This is a genomic window from Rothia mucilaginosa, assembly GCF_001061665.1.
Taxonomy (GTDB): Bacteria; Actinomycetota; Actinomycetes; order Actinomycetales; family Micrococcaceae; genus Rothia; species Rothia mucilaginosa_A.
This window is the reverse complement of record NZ_JVSP01000002.1, coordinates 248,566-266,989: the sequence shown is the minus strand read 5'-3', so window position 1 is coordinate 266,989 and position 18,424 is coordinate 248,566. Positions and strand designations below refer to the sequence as shown.

9 protein-coding genes are annotated in these 18,424 nt (G+C 59.4%); all 9 read right to left on the bottom strand.

Annotated features, from left to right (window positions below):
* Positions 1-94: 94 nt before the first annotated feature.
* The 9 genes from rpoB to ADJ95_RS01420 all read right to left on the bottom strand — a co-directional run bounded on the left by rpoB (position 95) and on the right by ADJ95_RS01420 (position 18,370).
* Complete coding sequence (gene rpoB / locus ADJ95_RS01460) at positions 95-3,601, bottom strand: DNA-directed RNA polymerase subunit beta (RefSeq protein WP_049331898.1); 3,507 nt, start codon at positions 3,599-3,601, stop codon at positions 95-97.
* Between the two features lie 349 nt (positions 3,602-3,950).
* Positions 3,951-5,447, bottom strand: coding sequence for an L-serine ammonia-lyase (locus ADJ95_RS01455; protein ID WP_053088799.1), 1,497 nt, complete (start codon positions 5,445-5,447; stop codon positions 3,951-3,953).
* A 313-nt stretch (positions 5,448-5,760) separates the two neighbouring features.
* Entirely contained in the window at positions 5,761-6,879 is a 1,119-nt protein-coding gene (gene gcvT / locus ADJ95_RS01450) for a glycine cleavage system aminomethyltransferase GcvT (RefSeq protein WP_049331897.1), read from the bottom strand.
* Between the two features lie 172 nt (positions 6,880-7,051).
* Positions 7,052-9,892, bottom strand: coding sequence for an aminomethyl-transferring glycine dehydrogenase (gene gcvP, locus ADJ95_RS01445; RefSeq protein ID WP_049331896.1), 2,841 nt, complete (start codon positions 9,890-9,892; stop codon positions 7,052-7,054).
* A gap of 284 nt (positions 9,893-10,176) precedes the next feature.
* Complete coding sequence (locus ADJ95_RS01440; RefSeq protein WP_049331894.1) at positions 10,177-11,406, bottom strand: MFS transporter; 1,230 nt, start codon at positions 11,404-11,406, stop codon at positions 10,177-10,179.
* Positions 11,407-11,436: 30 nt separating this feature from the next.
* Positions 11,437-12,270 carry a respiratory nitrate reductase subunit gamma gene (gene narI, locus ADJ95_RS01435; protein ID WP_049331893.1) on the bottom strand — a complete coding sequence of 278 codons (834 nt, stop codon included), beginning with the start codon at positions 12,268-12,270 and terminating at the stop codon, positions 11,437-11,439.
* A gap of 23 nt (positions 12,271-12,293) precedes the next feature.
* Entirely contained in the window at positions 12,294-13,034 is a 741-nt protein-coding gene (narJ, locus tag ADJ95_RS01430; protein WP_049331892.1) for a nitrate reductase molybdenum cofactor assembly chaperone, read from the bottom strand.
* Positions 13,035-13,037: 3 nt separating this feature from the next.
* On the bottom strand, positions 13,038-14,651 hold the full coding sequence (narH, locus tag ADJ95_RS01425; protein WP_049331890.1) for a nitrate reductase subunit beta: 1,614 nt from the start codon (positions 14,649-14,651) through the stop codon (positions 13,038-13,040).
* On the bottom strand, positions 14,651-18,370 hold the full coding sequence (locus ADJ95_RS01420; RefSeq protein ID WP_049331889.1) for a nitrate reductase subunit alpha: 3,720 nt from the start codon (positions 18,368-18,370) through the stop codon (positions 14,651-14,653). Before ADJ95_RS01420 ends, narH begins: the two co-directional genes overlap by 1 nt.
* Between the last annotated feature and the right edge of the window lie 54 nt (positions 18,371-18,424).

Sequence of the window (18,424 nt, the reverse complement as noted above, 5' to 3'; positions counted from 1 at the left end):
TTCTGTAAGTTTCTGAAGACTTGGGTTTGCGGGTGGGAACCCCACAACGCATGCGAGCGCATGCGGGGTTCTCCACCCTAGAAGGAGGCGGTGCTTATGCCTCGTCGACCGAGCTGGGCTCGTCGTGGGTCAGGCTCACGCCCATATCTTCTGCTGCCCGGAAGCCTTCTTCCTCCGAGTCGCTCATCTCGATAATCTTGCCGTCGGTGGAGAGCACCTCGACGTTCAGGCACAGAGACTGCATTTCCTTGATAAGAACCTTGAAGGATTCGGGGATACCCGGCTCAGGGATGTTCTCGCCCTTCACGATAGCCTCGTAAACCTTCACACGGCCCGCCACGTCATCGGACTTGACGGTCAGGATTTCCTGCAGGGTGTATGCGGCGCCGTATGCTTCCAGCGCCCACACTTCCATCTCACCGAAGCGCTGACCGCCGAACTGCGCCTTACCACCCAGGGGCTGCTGGGTAATCATCGAGTACGGACCGGTGGAACGAGCGTGAATCTTGTCATCCACCAGGTGGTGCAGCTTCAGGATGTACTGGTAACCAACCGAAATCGGATCCGGGAACGGCTCACCGGAACGGCCGTCAATCAGACGTGCCTTACCGGAACGGTTGATCAGACGGTCACCATCGCGGTTCGGGTTCGAGTGGTCCATAAGGTCGAACAGTTCGTCCTCGTGGGCACCGTCGAACACCGGGGTTGCCAGGCGGGTCGGGCCGGATTCCTTCGGGAAGTTCGGCATGTGCTTAAGCCACTCGGGCTCGCCCTCAATCTTCCAACCCTGCTTAGCCAGCCAACCGGTGTGGACTTCCAGAACCTGACCAATGTTCATACGACCGGGCACGCCCAGCGGGTTCAGGATGACGTCCACGGGGGTACCGTCTTCCAGGAAGGGCATATCCTCGATCGGCAGGATCTTGGAAATAACACCCTTGTTACCGTGGCGGCCTGCAAGCTTGTCGCCGTCGGTAATCTTACGCTTCTGAGCCACGTAAACGCGGACCAGCTGGTTCACGCCCGGGGGCAGATCGTCTTCGTCGTTGTTCTCGCGGTCGAAGATGCGGATGCCGATGACGGTACCGGACTCACCGTGAGGAACCTTCAGAGAGGTGTCGCGAACCTCGCGGGACTTCTCACCGAAGATTGCGCGCAGCAGGCGCTCCTCGGGGGTCAGCTCGGTCTCACCCTTGGGGGTGACCTTACCGACGAGGATGTCGCCAGCCTCAACCTCGGCACCGATGTGGATGATGCCGCGCTCGTCCAGAGCCGAGAGAACATCCTCGGACACGTTCGGGATGTCGCGGGTAATCTCCTCGGGGCCCAGCTTGGTGTCGCGGGCGTCAATCTCGTGCTCCTCGATGTGAATCGAGGTCAGCACGTCCTCAGAAACCATGCGCTGGGAGAGGATGATCGCATCCTCGTAGTTCAGGCCTTCCCACGGCATGTATGCCACGAGCAGGTTCTTACCCAGTGCCAGCTCGCCACCGTCGGTGGAGGGGCCATCAGCGATAACGTCGCGGTACTCGACGCGCTGGCCTTCCTTCACCACTACGCGCTGGTTGTAGCAGTTACCCGGGTTCGAGCGGGAGAACTTCATGATCGGGTAGGTGGAGACAGAGCCGTCGTCGTTACGGACGATAACGGTCTTAGCGTCCACGGAGGAAACCACACCGGGCTTCTTCGCGAGCACGGAGTCACCGGAGTCCAGTGCTGCGTACTTCTCCATACCGGTACCAACCACGGGAGCCTCAGACTCCAGCAGGGGCACAGCCTGACGCTGCATGTTAGCACCCATCAGTGCTCGGTTAGCGTCGTCGTGCTCCAGGTAAGGAATCAGGGCGGTAGCAACAGACACCATCTGGCGCGGGGAGACGTCCATGTACTGAACGGCGCCGGGAGCAACCAGAACAGCTTCGCCAGAACCATCGCCTGCACGGCAGAGAACCTCGTTCTCAGCGAAGGTGCGGTCCGGGTTCAGAGGCGCGTTTGCCTGCGCGATAACAACAGACTTCTCGTCGTCAGCGGTCAGGTAGCGGACCTCATCGGTCACGCGACCATCGGTCACCACGCGGTAGGGGGTCTCGATGAAACCGAAGGAGTTGATGCGACCGTAGGTTGCCAGCGAACCAATCAGACCAATGTTCGGGCCTTCAGGGGTTTCGATGGGGCACATGCGGCCGTAGTGCGAGGGGTGCACGTCTCGCACTTCCATGCCTGCGCGGTCTCGGGACAGACCACCAGGGCCCAGAGCGGACAGACGACGCTTGTGGGTCAGACCTGCCAGCGGGTTGTTCTGGTCCATGAACTGGGACAGCTGAGAGGTACCGAAGAACTCCTTGATAGCTGCCACGACGGGGCGGATGTTCACCAGGGACTGCGGGGTGATAGCCTCAACGTCCTGGGTGGTCATGCGCTCGCGGACCACACGCTCCATACGGGACAGACCGGTACGGATCTGGTTCTCAATCAGCTCGCCCACGGTGCGGATACGGCGGTTACCGAAGTGGTCGATATCGTCGATGTCGACCTTCAGGGAGATTTCCTTGCCGTCGCGTACGCCCGGGATGCTGGTCTCGCCAGCGTGCAGAGCGCAGAGGTAACGGATCATCTGGGCGATGTCGTCCTGGCTGAGCACGGAGGCCTCGGGGGAATCCAGGGGAACGTCCACGCCAAGCTTACGGTTCAGCTTGTAACGGCCGACCTTGGCCAGGTCGTAGCGGCGCGGGGTGAAGTACATGTTGTCCAGCAGAGCCTGGGCAGCCTCAACCGTCGGGGGCTCACCCGGGCGCAGCTTACGGTAGATGTCCAGCAGAGCCTCATCGCGGTCCTTGACGGAGTCCTTCTCGAGGGTTGCGCGGATGGAGTCGTACTGACCGAACTCAGCCAGAATCTTGGACTCGGTCCAGCCCAGAGCCTTGAGCAGAACGGTCACGGACTGCTTACGCTTGCGGTCCAGACGAACGCCCACCTGGTCGCGCTTGTCAATCTCAAGCTCGAACCATGCACCGCGGGAGGGAATCACGCGGGCCGAGTAGATGTCCTTATCGGAGGTGCGGTCCGGAGCCTTCTCGAAGTAGGCGCCGGGGGAACGCACCAGCTGGGAGACAACCACGCGCTCGGTACCGTTAATCACGAAGGTACCGGCCTCGGTCATCAGGGGGAAGTCGCCCATGAACAGGGTCTGCTGCTTAACCTCGCCGGTAGCGAGGTTCATGAATTCAGCCTTGATATACAGCGGTGCCGAGTAGGTTGCGTCGCGGTCCTTGCACTCCTCGACGGAGTACTTGGGGTCGGCGAACTCGGGCTCGGAGAAGGAGAGCTGCATGGTCTCCTGGAAGTCGCGAATCGGGGAAATCTCTTCAAAGATCTCAGCCAGACCGGACTTTGCGGGAACAGAGGTGTCACCAGCAGCCTGCGCGGACTCCAGACGCTCCAGCCAACGCTCGTTACCTACGAGGCGGTCGAAGCTATCGGTCTGGATAGCAAGCAGGTTGGGAACCTTCAGCGGTTCGTTAATCTTCGCGAATGAAATTCGGCGCGAGACGTTCTCTGCGCCGTTAGCGGCGTCATGGTTAGAGGTGCTCGAAGCGACCAAAATGGGGATCCTTCCACAGACATGTCTGTTAGCAATCAGCCTCCCGGCGACTTTACCGGCGACATGACGACCTCGGCCCCCGCATAAACGGTGCTCGAAGCTACAGATGTCGGACGGAAAACGTCACCTTCAGCCCGTGCCCACCGCTATATGAAGGCACAAAGGTTAGGGAAAGCGTAAATACTAACGATACAGGAAGAAATCTATTTTGTCTACCACACCCAAAGAGCGAGTGCAAACCTAACACAGAAATGTATTTTCCACCCTGAAGAAGAACCATACACGAGTGGTCGCCGGCCGGTTCTCAAGGACTCATCCTCCTGAGAACCCGCCCGCTACCGCAAGGAACCTAGCACTCCACCACGTTAACGGCCAGGCCGCCCATCGAAGTTTCCTTGTAACGGTGCGACATATCCAGACCGGTCTGGCGCATCGTCTCAATCACCTGATCCAGCGACACACGGTGCATACCATCTCCGCGCAGGGCCATGCGCGCTGCAGTCACGGCGTTCGACGCGGCCATCGCATTACGCTCGATACACGGAATCTGCACCAGCCCACCCACGGGATCGCAGGTCAGGCCAAGGTTATGTTCCATTGCAATCTCGGCCGCGTTCTCCACCTGTTCGGGGGTTCCGCCCAGCACCTGAGCCAAGCCGGCAGCAGCCATCGAGCTGGCGCTACCCACCTCGCCCTGACAACCAACCTCGGCGCCAGAAATCGAGGCGCGCTTCTTGTACAGCACACCCACGGCGGCCGAAGCCAGGAAGAAGTCCACGATTGCCTGCTCACGGGCGGCCTGGCCGCAATGGCGGATACCCGGGGTGTAGTTCATCGCGTAGTGCAGTACCGCCGGAATAATGCCGGATGCACCGTTCGTCGGGGCCGTCACCACACGGCCGCCAAAGGCGTTCTCCTCGTTTACAGCCAGAGCAATCAGGTTCACCCAGTCAATCGCAAACTCCGGAGACTTGCCGGGATCCTCCACCATCAGGTCACGGTGCCACGCACCCGCACGGCAACGCACCTTCAGCGGACCGGGCAGATACCCCACACGAGCCAGAGAGGAGCCGATGCACTCCTTCATGATGCGATAGATATGCAGGATGCCCGCGCGCACCTCCTGCTCCGTGCGTAGCGAACACTCATTCGCCATCTTCAGCTGTGCAATCGACAGGCCAGCCTCGTTCGCCATCTCGACGAGCTCGGCACCCGACCCAAAGGGGTAGGGCGGGTTCGTGAGCGAGGCACCGCCGGTAGCTTCCTCGTCTCCCTCAACGATAAAGCCACCACCAATCGAGTAGTAGGTACGCTCCAGCAGTAGCTCCTCCCCCGCAAACGCGGCAATCTTCATGCCGTTCGTATGGCGCGGAAGAACAGTCAGGGGGCGCAAAGTCATGTCAATCTCACGGTAGTGCACCACCGGGCCGTATACCTTGTTCTCCTCACCGCCGGGAGCATTCACTCCGTACGAGGAGGAAGGATATCCGGCCAGAGGCAGGGTACCGTCAACACTATTGCGCTCAATCATCGCTTCCGCAGCGGCGATATCAATCGTCTCGGGAACGAAGCCGCACAGCCCCTTCAACGCGGCGCTCATCGTACCGTGACCGGCACCGGTTGCCGCCAACGAACCGTACAAATCGATATGCACGCCGGTCACGCGGTCCAGCAGACCTTCATCAATCAGCTCAGCCACGAAACGATTCGACGCACGCATGGGACCCACGGTGTGGGAACTGGAGGGACCAACACCAATACTGAACAGCTCAAAAACGCTGATGTCGTAGGGAAGGGCCTCCGCCTTTTTCTGGGCGCTGCTGGGGGTGCTCTGATTAATCGCCACGTTCTGTCTTTCGAAGTCATTGCGCCCTGCGGGGCGCAGTTGCGCGGAATATCGGTTACCGAAAACTATCCGGCTCGGTATTCCACCTAATTCATATGAGGTAGTGATAACGGACAGTCCTCCTTGACTAACCGCTCTAATCCTAACGCACTTCCGAGGATGCAGAAACTAAGGTGAGGGTACGCCTCGGTTCCTCCTCTCCCTCCCCTGCCGCTTCGGCGCAGTTGCCGCCCCGACACGCGAAAGGCGCCGTGTCCTCTCGGAAACACGGCGCCGTTCACCTCGCGGAGGTTACCTCACGCAGTATATTTCGTTACTTTTCGCGCTTGTAGAAGGGCAGAGCCACAACGTCGAAGGGTGCGCGCTTACCGCGAATGTCCACGTCAACGGTGGAGCCAAGCTCCGAGAACTCACGGTTCACCAGTGCCATAGCAATCGGGAAGCCCAGAGTCGGGGAAGGAATACCGGAGGTAACCTCACCAATCTCATTACCTTCAGCATCCACCAGCTTAGAACCGGCACGAGCAGGGCGCTTCGCCTGAGCCTTCAAACCAACCAGGATACGCTTCGACTCACTCTTAGCCAACTCAGTCAGAGCCTCACGACCCACGAAGTCGGAGGCCTTCTTCTCCAGCGCAATCTCAACCAGGCGGCCCAGGCCGGACTCGAAGGGGGTGATGTCCAGACCCAGCTCGTGGCCGTACAGGGGCATACCGGCCTCAAGACGCAGGGAGTCGCGGGAAGCCAGACCCGCGGGGGTCAGGCCAAAGGGCTCACCGGCGGCAGCCAGCTTGTCCCACAGCTCAACTGCGTGCTCGTTCGGTACGAACAGCTCGAAGCCGTCCTCACCGGTGTAGCCGGTGCGGGCCAGCAGAACGTCAACGCCGGCGATGGTCAGCGGTACGGACGCGTAGTACTTCAGCTCGCGCACGGCATTCTCGTCAGAGGCACCGGCTGCCAGTAGAATCTCCTCCGCGCGAGGGCCCTGAACAGCAATCAGGGAGGTCTGATCCGACTCGTTGACGAACTCAACGTTGAAGTCGCCCAGGCGCTCGCTCATAGCAGCGTAATCGGTGTCAATGTTCGCAGCGTTCGGAACAACCAGGAACTCTTCATCGCCCAGACGGTAAGTAATCAGGTCGTCAATCACGCCGCCCTTGTCGTTGACCAGAATCGAGTACTTTGCCTTACCGACCTTCAGGATGGACATGTTCGACACCAGAGCGTAATCCAGGAATGCGCCCGCATCCGGACCGGTCACGCGGAACTCACCCATGTGAGACAGGTCAAAAATACCGGCACGAGTACGGACAGCCTCATGCTCGGCAACGTCATTAGCGTACTTCAGGGGCATATCCCAGCCGCCAAAATCGGTGAAAGAAGCGCCAAGCTTCTCGTGGATAGAGTACAGAGAGGTCTTCTTGGGTGACATTAGATTCTCCTCACGCACAGCCTTGTGCTGTTATCGTTCAATCGTCATAGATTTCATTCACCCCCACAGACACAAAATACACTGTGGAGGCGACCCCCACCCGCCCCCAGAAATCTGAGGACGGGTGAGGCAGGTAGACCGCTACAGCCTACCCAGGAGCGTTATAGGCTCCTTATGCTTCCAGGTCGAAAGCCTCCATCGGGGGGCATTCGCACACGAAGTTACGGTCACCGCCGGCACCGTCAATACGGCCCACCGGAGTGAAGTACTTGTTGACGCGCAGGCTCGGAACCGGGAAGGCAGCCTGGGTGCGGGTGTACGCACGATCCCACTCGTCTGCGCTGACCACATCAACGGTGTGCGGTGCGTTGCGCAGGACGGAATCCTCAACGGCGACCTTACCCTCGGCGACCTCGATGATCTCGTCGTAGATGGTCTCCATCGCTTCGATGAAGCGGTCGAGCTCTTCCTTGGACTCGGACTCAGTCGGCTCAACCATCAGGGTGCCGGGAACCGGGAACGCCAGGGTCGGAGCGTGGAAGCCGAAGTCCATCAGACGCTTGCAGACATCCTCAGCAGTCACATGAGACTGATCAGTCAGCTGACGCAGGTCCAGGATGCACTCGTGCGCGACCAGACCGCCGGGGCCGGTGTACAGCACCGGGTACTTGTCGTTGAGCTTCTTCGCAATGTAGTTAGCGTTCAGAACCGCGTACTGCGAAGAGTCCTTCAGACCCTGAGCGCCAGTCATCGCAATGTACATCCAGCTAATCGGCAGAACGCCGGCAGAGCCGAAGAACGCCTGCGAAATCGGCAGTGCAGCATCGTTGGGGAGCTTACCCTCAGAGTCAGCGCGGTATGCGTCACCGGGCAGGAACTTCGCCAGGTGCTCACGAACAGCCAGCGGGCCAACACCGGGGCCGCCACCACCGTGAGGAATGGAGAAGGTCTTGTGCAGGTTCAGGTGCGAAACGTCGCCGCCGAACTTACCGGGCTGAGCGAAGCCCATCTGGGCGTTCAGGTTCGCGCCATCCACGTACACCTGGCCGCCAGCCTCGTGAACCAGCTGGCAGACCTCAGCAACCTGCTCCTCAAACACACCGTGAGTGGAGGGGTAGGTAATCATGATGCCGGCAACCTTGGGACCGTACTTCTCGATCTTTACCTTCAGGTCGTCAACGTCAATCGAACCGTCAGCCGCAGTTGCCACACCGGCAACCTTCAGACCAGCCAGAGCAGCAGATGCCGCGTTGGTGCCGTGAGCAGACAGCGGAATCAGAACGGTATCGCGCTCGTGGTCACCGTTAGCCTCATGGAAGGAACGGATAGCGCGCAGACCAGCGTACTCACCGGTCGCACCCGAGTTCGGCTGCAGGGACACAGCATCGTAACCGGTAATAGCAACGAGCCACTCGCTCAAATCCTTAATCAGCTCGTGCCAGCCCTCAGCCTGATCCTCCGGGACCAGCGGGTGGATGTTCGCGAACTCAGGCCAGGAGATGGGCTCCATCTCAGCGGCCGCGTTCAGCTTCATAGTGCACGAACCCAGCGGAATCATGGTGCGGTCAAGTGCCAGATCCTTGTCAGCGAGGTGACGCAGGTAGCGCATCATCTCGGTCTCGGAACGGTACTTGTGGAAAATCGGGTGCTGCATGTACTCATCAGTACGCAGCAGCTCAGCGGGCAGATCGTACTGTGCATCTGCCTCGCCCAGGGTGCCGCCCAGAGCCTCAACCAGGCCCTTGAGCAGCTCCTCACCGTGAGACTCACCTACGGAAATGCCAACACGGTTCTCGTCGAAGCGGCGGATGTTCACGCCAGCTTCCAGAGCCTTCGCAACCAGCTCGTCAGCACGGCCAGCAGCCTCCACCACGACAGTGTCGAAGAAAGTATCGTGAGCGATACCGTAGCCCGCAGCCTTCAGCGCAGTAGCAACACGAGCAGCATTGGTGTGCAGGCGGTCCGCGATAGCGCGCAGACCCTCAGGACCGTGGTACATCGCGTAAGCGCCAGCAACAATCGCCAGCAGAGCCTGAGCAGTACAAATATTGGAAGTAGCCTTCTCACGGCGAATGTGCTGCTCACGAGTCTGCAGAGCCAGACGGTAAGCAGGCTTACCGGCAGAGTCCTTAGAAACACCCACCAGACGGCCAGGCATGGTGCGTTCCATACCCTTGTGAACGGCCATGTACGCAGCGTGGGGGCCACCGAAGAAGAAGGGCAGACCGAAACGCTGAGTGTTACCCACAGCGATATCAGCACCCAGCTCACCCGGAGACTTCAGCAGGGTCAGAGCCAACAGGTCAGCGACCACAGTGACCAGGGCGTTACGCTCCTTAGCGGCCTTAATCAGCGGCTCAATATCGCGAATATCGCCTTCATTGCCGGGGTACGCCAGGACGATACCGTACAGGTCGCCCTCGGGCAGACCCTCAGAGAAATCGGTGATGACAAAGGGAATGCCGAGCATCTCTGCACGGCCGCGAGTCACCGAAATAACCTGAGGCAGGCAACGGGAGTCAATCGCGAAGAAGCCATTCTTCACCTTGCGGTTCGCACGGTGCATCATGACAGCTGCCTCAGCTACTGCGGATGCCTCATCCAGCAGGGAGGAGTTTGCAATCTCCAGGCCGGTCAGCTCCATCACGGTGTTCTGGAAGTTCAGCAGAGCCTCCAGACGGCCCTGAGAAATCTCAGCCTGGTACGGGGTGTAAGAAGTGTAGAAACCGGGGTTTTCCAGAATGTTACGGCGCAGAACCGCGGGAGTTACTGCATCGTAGTATCCGGCACCAATCATCTGGGCGAGAACCTTATTCTTCGCAGCATAGCCGGCAATCTTTGCCTGAGCCTCATGCTCCGACAGCGGAGCAGGCAGCTGCAATTCGCCGTCAAGGCGAATCTGGGAGGGGACGACAGCGTCCATCAGCGCATCCAGGGAAGAGTATCCCAGGGTTTCGAGCATCTGCTCTGCGTCTGCGGAACGGGGGCCGAGATGACGATCAATAAAGGACATAGGATTCTCCTATTGGTCGGCGCAAACCGTAGAGGGGTCACGTCGCGCTATTGCGACGAGTCGAACGCTTTAAGTGTCCCACATCTCCGCAAAGTTTCGCTAGCTTTACCAACATTTGACATGCCCAAACATCAGACTCTTCTGCCCCGACAAAGCTTACCCCTGTTAGACGAAAAACAGTAGAAAAGCACAAAGTCCGGCTCGTTCCCTCCGAAGAGAAAACGAGCCGGACTCAGTCAAAGCAAACTTCATATACACCCTGCAGAAGGATGTACTAGAAGAACCTACTTAGCGTGCTTAGCGTGGTCAGGCTTGCCACCGTGCGGCACGAGGAATGCCGACAGAAAGGCGAGGAACGCGGTCACGGCCAGCAGCATCAGACCGATGAAGTAGTTGTTCTCAGCCTGGTTGTAGGTTGCACCCATCACCAGCGGCGGGAAGAAACCACCCAGAGCGCCAGCAGCAGCAACCACACCGGACACCGCACCAACGTTCTTCGGATCAGCCGCACGAGCCACCCAGCCGAAGACCGAGCCGTGGCCCAGACCCAGAAGAGCAGCCATCAGGATGAAAACAGCACCGTACACGTGCTCAGCATCAGGCTGGAACGCGGTAATAACTGCCAGGATCACCACACCACCCAGGGAGATGAGGGTGATAATCTTCGGACCGAACTTATCAGCCAGCACACCACCGAAGGGACGAGCAATCACAGCAGCAACCGCAAAGCCAGCCGCACGCATACCAGCGTCGTTAGCGTCGAAGTGGTAGATGTTGCTCAGGTAAGTGGGCAGGTAGTTCGAGAATGCCACGAACGCACCGAACACAACTGCGTAGAGGAAGCAGAGCTGCCAAGTGGTCTTCACCTTGAATGCGCGAATAATCTTCGGCATCAGCGGGGTGACCTCACGGCCAATGGTTGCCGGGGAATCCTTCAGGAACACGAAAGAAATCACGGCGGTTACTGCACAAATCACAGCAATCAGAATGTGAGTCGGGAAGTAACCGATACCCTGCACCAGGCGGGGGGTAGCGAATGCGGAAACCGCGGTACCCACCATGCCTGCACCGAACACACCGGTCGCAAAACCCTTCTTGGAAGCGTCATACCATGCCGAGCTGAAGGGAATACCCACAGCGAACACGGTACCCGCAATACCCAGGAAGAAGGAGACAATCAGCAGCATGGGTAGCGAGTTCATCTGACCAGCAACACCAACCAGGAAGACCAGGGGTGCGCTAATCGCCAGAACAGCGGTGAACATAATACGACCACCGTAGCGGTCAGTCAGACCACCGACGGGAATACGGCCGATAGCGCCGATAAAAATCGGCATAGCCACCAGAACACTGGTCATACCAGCGTCCAGGTGCATCTGCTTGGCGTACAGCTTGGCCAGCGGACCAACAATAGTCCAGGCCCAGAAGCCGATGGTCGAGATGAACGTTGCCAGCAGAACGTTAAAAAGCTGACCCTTCTTTAGGTCGTAGCTCGGTGCAGCAGGGGTGCTCATATTTCCTCTTTTGCAATATGGATATGTGTATTAGCGGTCGGCACGCTCACGCGGGAGAGTACCCACCGGGTCCCAGCCTCGACGCGCACCCACACGCTGACCGCCACGGGTGCGGTACACGGTGTAGGGGCGGAAGACGTAGTGCAGCGGCACGGTCAGTGCGTGCACCAGGCGGGTGAAGGGCCAAATAATGAACAGAACCATAGCTACGACGATGTGAATCTTGAAAGCCACGGGGATGTTCACCATCAGGGCCACCTCGGGGTGGAAGTAGAACAGCGAACGGAACCATACGGCAATGGTCTCACGGTAGTTGAAGTGAACTTCGTGGCCATTGACCGGGGGCAGACCGCCCGACGGGTTCACTGCCGAGATCAGGGTAGCCGCGGTACCGGCGAGAATCACCAGAACCAGGACGATGTACATGAAAACATCGTTACGAGTGGTAGCCGCACGAACCTCAGAGTTCGTGGCGCGGCGACCCAGCAGAATAAACATACCAACGATGGTGGCAACAGCCGCTGCAGAACCTGCAACCAGCGCCACAATGTGGTAAGTCTCATCCGAAACGACGAGGTCAGTCAGGAACTTGGGGACCACCAGACCACCAACGTGGCCCATAAAGACGGCGGCCAGGCCGTAGTGGAACAGCGGCGAACCGATGCGAAGCCACTTGCCTTCGTAAATCTGCGACGAGCGGGTCGTCCAGCCATACTGGTCGGTACGGTAACGCCAAATGGTGCCGCCAATCAGAACGACCAGTGCAACATAGGGCAGAACGCCCCACAGCAGGATGTCTACGACGCCCGGATCGGCTACAGCGTGTGCAGCGTGTTCTGCGCTCTCAGAAGCAAGTACGTACACGTGTTGTCTCCTCAGGGATAAAACTAGTTAGAACGAGCCTGAGCCTGCTGGAGTAGCTGATGATCAGCGTAACCATTCAGGCCAACAGTCTCGACGGGCGGGCCGTAGCCGGCCATCCGCTGGACCTCTTCCTGGGTCTCGGGAGAGACGCCGGGAAGAGTTGCGCAGATGCTCTGCAACAACCCGTAGTGGGGCAAGCTTCCGTCCTTCATTGCAAGGCGGAGAAGCTCAAGGGAAGGACGGTACGCCTGCAGAGCCGAGCGACCCTTACGGCGATCAACCAGCGCGCAGAACTCGAGCACCAGCGGCAGGTAATCCGGAAGCTCACCGTTCAAAACGGTCAGCATGCCGGAGTCGCGGTACATCTGCTTGAAACGCAGAAGGGTCTCACCGCGACGGCGAGTATCACCATCAGTCCAGTACGACAGGTGCAGGGAGTGACGACGCGAAAGATCGTATTCCTGCACGTACTCAGACTGCACGTCCTCCAGATCCTTGGAGGTAAGCCACTTCTGCATCGCATCAACAGCTGCGATGAAGGACTCATCCTCAGTAGCTGCGGTGATGGCGACCAGCTCGGGGAGAACCTCCAGCATCTGCTCATCGGGATAGCCCAGGAGCATAGCGCTGACCTGGTAAATCACCGAGTCCTTGTCTTCGCCGGGTCCGTAGTCGATATCGAACGGATTCGCCGGCTGAGCCGGTTCCGAGGCCTGAGCCTCGGAACCGGCCTTGCCCATGAGCTTGGAAAAGAATCCAGCCACTTATTACTTCTTTCCGGTGGTATTCGGGAAGAGGCCGTCGGGGCGGGAAGAACCGTCCCAGCTGAACAAGCTGACCTTGTTGTTAGCCTCGTAGACACCGGTGGACACGGGGGTCGGGCGACCCTCCATATCGTTGAACGCATCGCCGTACATGCCGGGTCCGCCATCCACGCTCAGGGAGCAACCCATTTCCTCGAGGTTGTGGGCGTCTTCCATGTGAGCCTTCGGAATGACGTAACGCTCGTTGTACTTTGCGATAGCCATCAGACGGTACATTTCGTAGATCTGCTGACCGGTCATGCCAACCGCCTGAGCGATCTCCTCGTTGCCTTCGCCACCGAGGTTGATGTCACGCATGTACGAACGCATCGCAGCCAGGCGACGCAGAACGTTCGTCACGACCTCGGTATCACCTGCGGTGAACAGCTCGGCCAGGTATTCCACCGGAATACGCAGAGCCTCAATAGCACCGAAGAGGTTGTTGCTGTTCTCAGCGTCGTGGCCCTGCTCCTTGAGCAGGTCGACAATCGGGGACAGCGGCGGCACGTACCAAACCATCGGCATGGTGCGGTACTCGGGGTGCAGGGGCAGAGCCACCTTCCACTCCTTGGCCAGCTTGTACACGGGAGACTTCTGAGCCGCAGTAATCCACGAATCGGGGATGTCGTTCTTACGTGCCTGCTCAATCACGGCCGGGTCGTAAGGATCAAGCATCAGCGACAGCTGAGCCTCGTAGAGATCCTTCTCGTCCGGAACCGAAGCAGCCTCGGTCACGCGGTCTGCGTCGTACAGGAAGACACCGATGTAGCGCATACGACCCACGCAGGTCTCAGCACACACGGTCGGAATACCGGCCTCAATACGGGGGTAGCAGAAGGTACACTTCTCAGCCTTACCCGTCTTGTGGTTGAAGTACACCTTCTTGTAGGGGCAACCGGTGATGCACTGACGCCAACCACGGCAACGGTCCTGGTCCACCAGCACGATGCCGTCCTCGGCGCGCTTGTAGATAGCGCCGGAGGGGCAGGAAGCCATGCAGGAGGGGTTCAGGCAGTGCTCACAAATACGGGGCAGGTAGAACATGAAGGTCTGCTCGAACTCGAACTTAATCTTGTCCTCAGCCTTCTTGCGGACCTTCTCAACCAGCGGATCCAGGTGACCATACTCGGTTGCACCCGCCAGGTTGTCGTCCCAGTTCATACCCCACTCGATCTTGGTGTCCTCGCCGGTGATGAGGGAGACCGGCTTTGCTGCCGGGAAGTCATCACCGAGGGGCGCGGTGGTCAGGTTCTGGTAATCGTAAGTCCAGGGCTCGTAGTAGTCGCTGAGCTCGGGCTGAATCGGGGAAGCGAAGATCGAGAAGAGCTTCTGGAAGCGGTTACCGCTCTTGAGCTCCAGACGACCGCGCTTGTTCAGCACCCAGCCGCCCTTCCACTTTTCCTGGTCCTCGTAACGGCGGGGGTAACCCTGACCGGGGCGAGTCTCCACATTGTTGAACCAGACGTACTCGGTACCGGCTCGGTTCGTCCATGCCTGCTTACAGGTCACGGAGCAGGTGTGGCAACCGATGCACTTATCGAGTGCCATCACCATAGCAACTTGTGCCATAACGCGCATTAGAAAGTTACCTCCTGGGACTTACGGCGACGGATGTACGAGACGATGTCTCGCTGGTTACCGGTCGGTCCAAGATAGTTGAAGGCGAACGCCAGGTGAGCGTAGCCACCAATCATGTGGGTGGGCTTCAGCAGAATACGGGTCACCGAGTTGTGAATACCACCGCGCTTGCCGGTGATTTCAGACTTCGGGCTGACCATACGCTCCTGAGCGTGGTAAACGAAAGAGATACCCTCGGGGATACGGTGCGAGACAACCGCACGACCCACGAAGACACCGTTGGTGTTCACGCACTCAACCCATTCGCCGTCCTTGACGCCAATCTTCTCGGCGTCCTGAGGGCTCATCCAAGCGACCGGACCACCACGGAACATGCTCAGCATGTACTGGTTGTCGAAGTACTGCGAGTGGATAGCCCACTTGTTGTGCGGGGTCAGGTAGCGAACAGCAACCGAAACACCATCGGTCGTGCCGAGCTCGGGCTCGTTGTACAGACCGGTCATGTCCAGCGGCGGACGGTAAATCGGCAGGGCCTCGCCCATTTCGTGCATCCAGTCGTGGTCGAGGAAGAAGTGCATACGGCCGGTCAGAGTGTGGAACGGCTTCTTCTTCTCGATGTTGACAGTGAACGGAGCGTAGCGGCGACCGCCGGTCTCCGAACCGGACCACTCGGGGGAAGTCATCACGGGCTGCGGTGCGGCCTGGGTCATGGGGAAGGTGATACGACGTTCCTCGTTACCTTCTGCCAGGTCCATCAGGTGCAGACCGGTCTGCTTCTCGAGCTCCTTGAAGCCCTTGACAGCGACCGCGCCGTTAGCGGTACCGGAAATCATGAGGATTGCTTCAGAAATCTTCACGTCGGTATCCAGTGCCGGACGGCCTGCGCCCTTACCGGAGTCCATCACGCCGAATTCCTTAGCCATCTTCGCGACTTCGTCCTTCAGATCGTAAGTGATGAACTTAGTGGTGGCACCGAGCTTGTCGAACAGCGGGCCAACGGTGGTGTACATGTCATACAGTGCGCCGTAGTCACGCTCGACAGTGACGAAGTTCGGCATGTTCTTGCCGGGCACGCCCACCATACCGGGGGTGTTCTTCCAGTCGGGTGCGTGACCGCCAGGCTGAGCAATCTGGCCGGGGGTGTCGTGCAGCAGCGGGACCGAAACGATGTCCTTGCGGACGCCGAGGTGCTTCTTAGCCAGGCGAGAGAACTCGTATGCCAGAGCCTTGAAGGTCTCGTGGTCGGTCTTTGCCTCCCACGGCGGGTCAATTGCCGGGGAGAACGCGTGCAGGAACGGGTGCATATCGGTCGAGGAGATATCGTGCTTCTCGTACCAGGTAGCAGTCGGCAGAACGATGTCAGACAGCAGGGTCGTGGTAGTCATACGGAAGTCCGAGGTGACCAGCAGGTCCAGCTTGCCCTGGGGAGCCTCGTCAACCCACTTAACTTCCTTCGGGTGGGTCTCTGCGTCTTCACCCTGGACGTTGTCCATGCTACCGACGAGGTGCTTCAGGAAGTAGCTCTCACCCTTTGCAGAGGAACCGAAGAGGTTCGAACGCCACAGGGTCAGGGTACGGGGCCAGTTGACGGGGTTGTCAACGTCCTCGACGGAGAACTCCAGGTCACCGGAGTTCAGGCGCTGAGCAATGTAGTCTGCGTTCGAGGATGCCTCGCCACGTGCCACTGCCTGCTCTGCCTTGTCAGCCAGGTCCATCGAGTTCTCGGGGAACTGCGGGTAGAACGGCATCCAGCCCATGCGGGTGGAGCGTGCCACGACGTCAGCGGTGTGAACGTTGCGCAGCTCGCCCTTAGCCAGCGGGGACTGCAGGTAGTCGGTGGAGTATGCGTCCTGACGGAACTGGTCAGTGTGCATGTACCAGAAGCCGGTACCAATCATGTGACGCGGCGGACGGCTCCAGTCCAGTGCGTTTGCAATGTTGGTCAGACCGGTCAGCGGACGTGCCTTCTCCTGGCCCACGTAGTGAGCCCAACCGCCGCCGTTACGACCCTGGCAACCGGTCAGGTTCAGCAGGGCGAGGATAGCGCGGTATGTGGTGTCAGCGTGGTACCACTGGCAGATACCCGCACCGAAAATCACCATGGAACGGCCGCCGGAATCCAGGGCGCTCTTAGCGAACTCACGGGCAATGCGGATAACGGCCTCGGCGGGCACGGAGGTAATCGGCTCCTGCCATGCCGGGGTGTTCTGAACGCTCCAGTCGTCGTAGTCCTTAGCCCAGGTACCGGGCAGGCCCTCACGGCCAACACCGTACTGTGCCAGCATGATGTCGAAGACGGTGGTGACCTCGTGGCCCTCAACGTAGGCAACAGGCACACCACGGGTGATGACGTCGCCGTGACCCTTCGGGTCGTCGAAGGTCGGCATCTTAATCTCGACGGCAGCGGACTCGCCCTGGGGCAGGTCGCGGATCGACAGAATCGGCTTGCGGCCCTGCAGGTCCAGGTTCCACTTGCCCTGGTCCTCGGCTGCGTAGCGGTGACCCATGGTGCCGTTAGGAACGAAGACCTCACCGGTCTCGCGGTCCATCATGACAGGCTTGAAGTCGGAGTTAGTTTGCTCAGCCTCGCCAGCAAGCTTTGCAGCGGTCAGGAACTTGGAGGGGACCTTCACGCCGTCTTCGCGGGTTTCCAGGGTGACCAGGAAGGGAAGGTCGGTGTAGGTCAGGGAGAAGTCCTCGAAGAACTCGACACGCTGGTCAACGTAGTTCTCCTTGAGGATGACGTGGCCCATTGCCATAGCCAGTGCCGCGTCGGTACCTGCCTGTGCGGGCAGCCACTCGTCAGCGAACTTGGTGTTGTCGGCGTAGTCGGGGCTCACGGCGACAACCTTGGTACCGCGGTAGCGGACCTCGGAGACCCAGTGAGCATCCGGGGTACGGGTCAGCGGAACGTTTGCGCCCCACATGATGAGGTATGCAGCGTCCCACCAGTCGCCGGACTCGGGAACGTCGGTCTGGTCGCCGAAGACCTGCGGGGAAGCCACGGGAAGGTCGGCATACCAGTCGTAGAAGCTGGTCATGACACCACCGGTCAGCTGGATGTAGCGAACACCCGCGCTGAAGGAGGTCATGGACATTGCCGGAATCGGGGTGAAGCCGGTGTTACGGTCGGGACCGTAGTACTTGATGGTGTGCACGTGAGCAGCAGCCATCAGCTCAAGAGCCTCAGCCCAGGTCGAGCGCACCAGACCACCCTTACCACGTGCGTTAACGTAGCGTGCACGCTTGGCGGGGTCGGACACGATGGAGTGGAAGGCGTCCACGGGATCGTTGTGGATTGCCTTCGCTTCGCGGTACATCTCCAGCAGGAGACCGCGAACGTAGGGGTACTTAACGCGAGTGGGAGAGTAGGTGTACCACGAGAACGCCGCACCGCGGGGGCAGCCGCGGGGCTCGTACTCGGGGCGGTCGGGACCAACCGTGGGGTAGTCGGTTTCCTGTGCTTCCCAGGTGATAATGCCATCCTTGACATACACCTTCCAGGAGCAGGAGCCGGTGCAGTTCACGCCGTGGGTAGAGCGAACTTCCTTATCGTGGCTCCAACGGTCGCGGTAGAAGGCGTCACCTTCACGGCCGCCTTCACGGAAGACGGCGCGGCCGTCTTCAGTCTCATCCCAGCGGGAGAAGAACTTACCGAACTTAATCAGCTGATCGGTAAGGGGGCCATCCGGGCCCTTAATCTGTGATGCTTGTTCCATACTGCCCAATATATCTGAAATTTGGCATGGAAAATACGAGATAAAAACCTTGCC

Bases quoted from the DNA above. Each gene is read 5' to 3' on its own strand.
- ADJ95_RS01420 (WP_049331889.1), bottom strand. From the start codon at position 18,370: ATGGAACAAGCATCACAGATTAAGGGCCCGGATGGCCCCCTTACCGAT.
- gcvT (WP_049331897.1), bottom strand. From the start codon at position 6,879: ATGTCACCCAAGAAGACCTCTCTGTACTCTATCCACGAGAAGCTTGGC.
- narH (WP_049331890.1), bottom strand. From the start codon at position 14,651: ATGCGCGTTATGGCACAAGTTGCTATGGTGATGGCACTCGATAAGTGC.
- ADJ95_RS01440 (WP_049331894.1), bottom strand. From the start codon at position 11,406: ATGAGCACCCCTGCTGCACCGAGCTACGACCTAAAGAAGGGTCAGCTT.
- gcvP (WP_049331896.1), bottom strand. From the start codon at position 9,892: ATGTCCTTTATTGATCGTCATCTCGGCCCCCGTTCCGCAGACGCAGAG.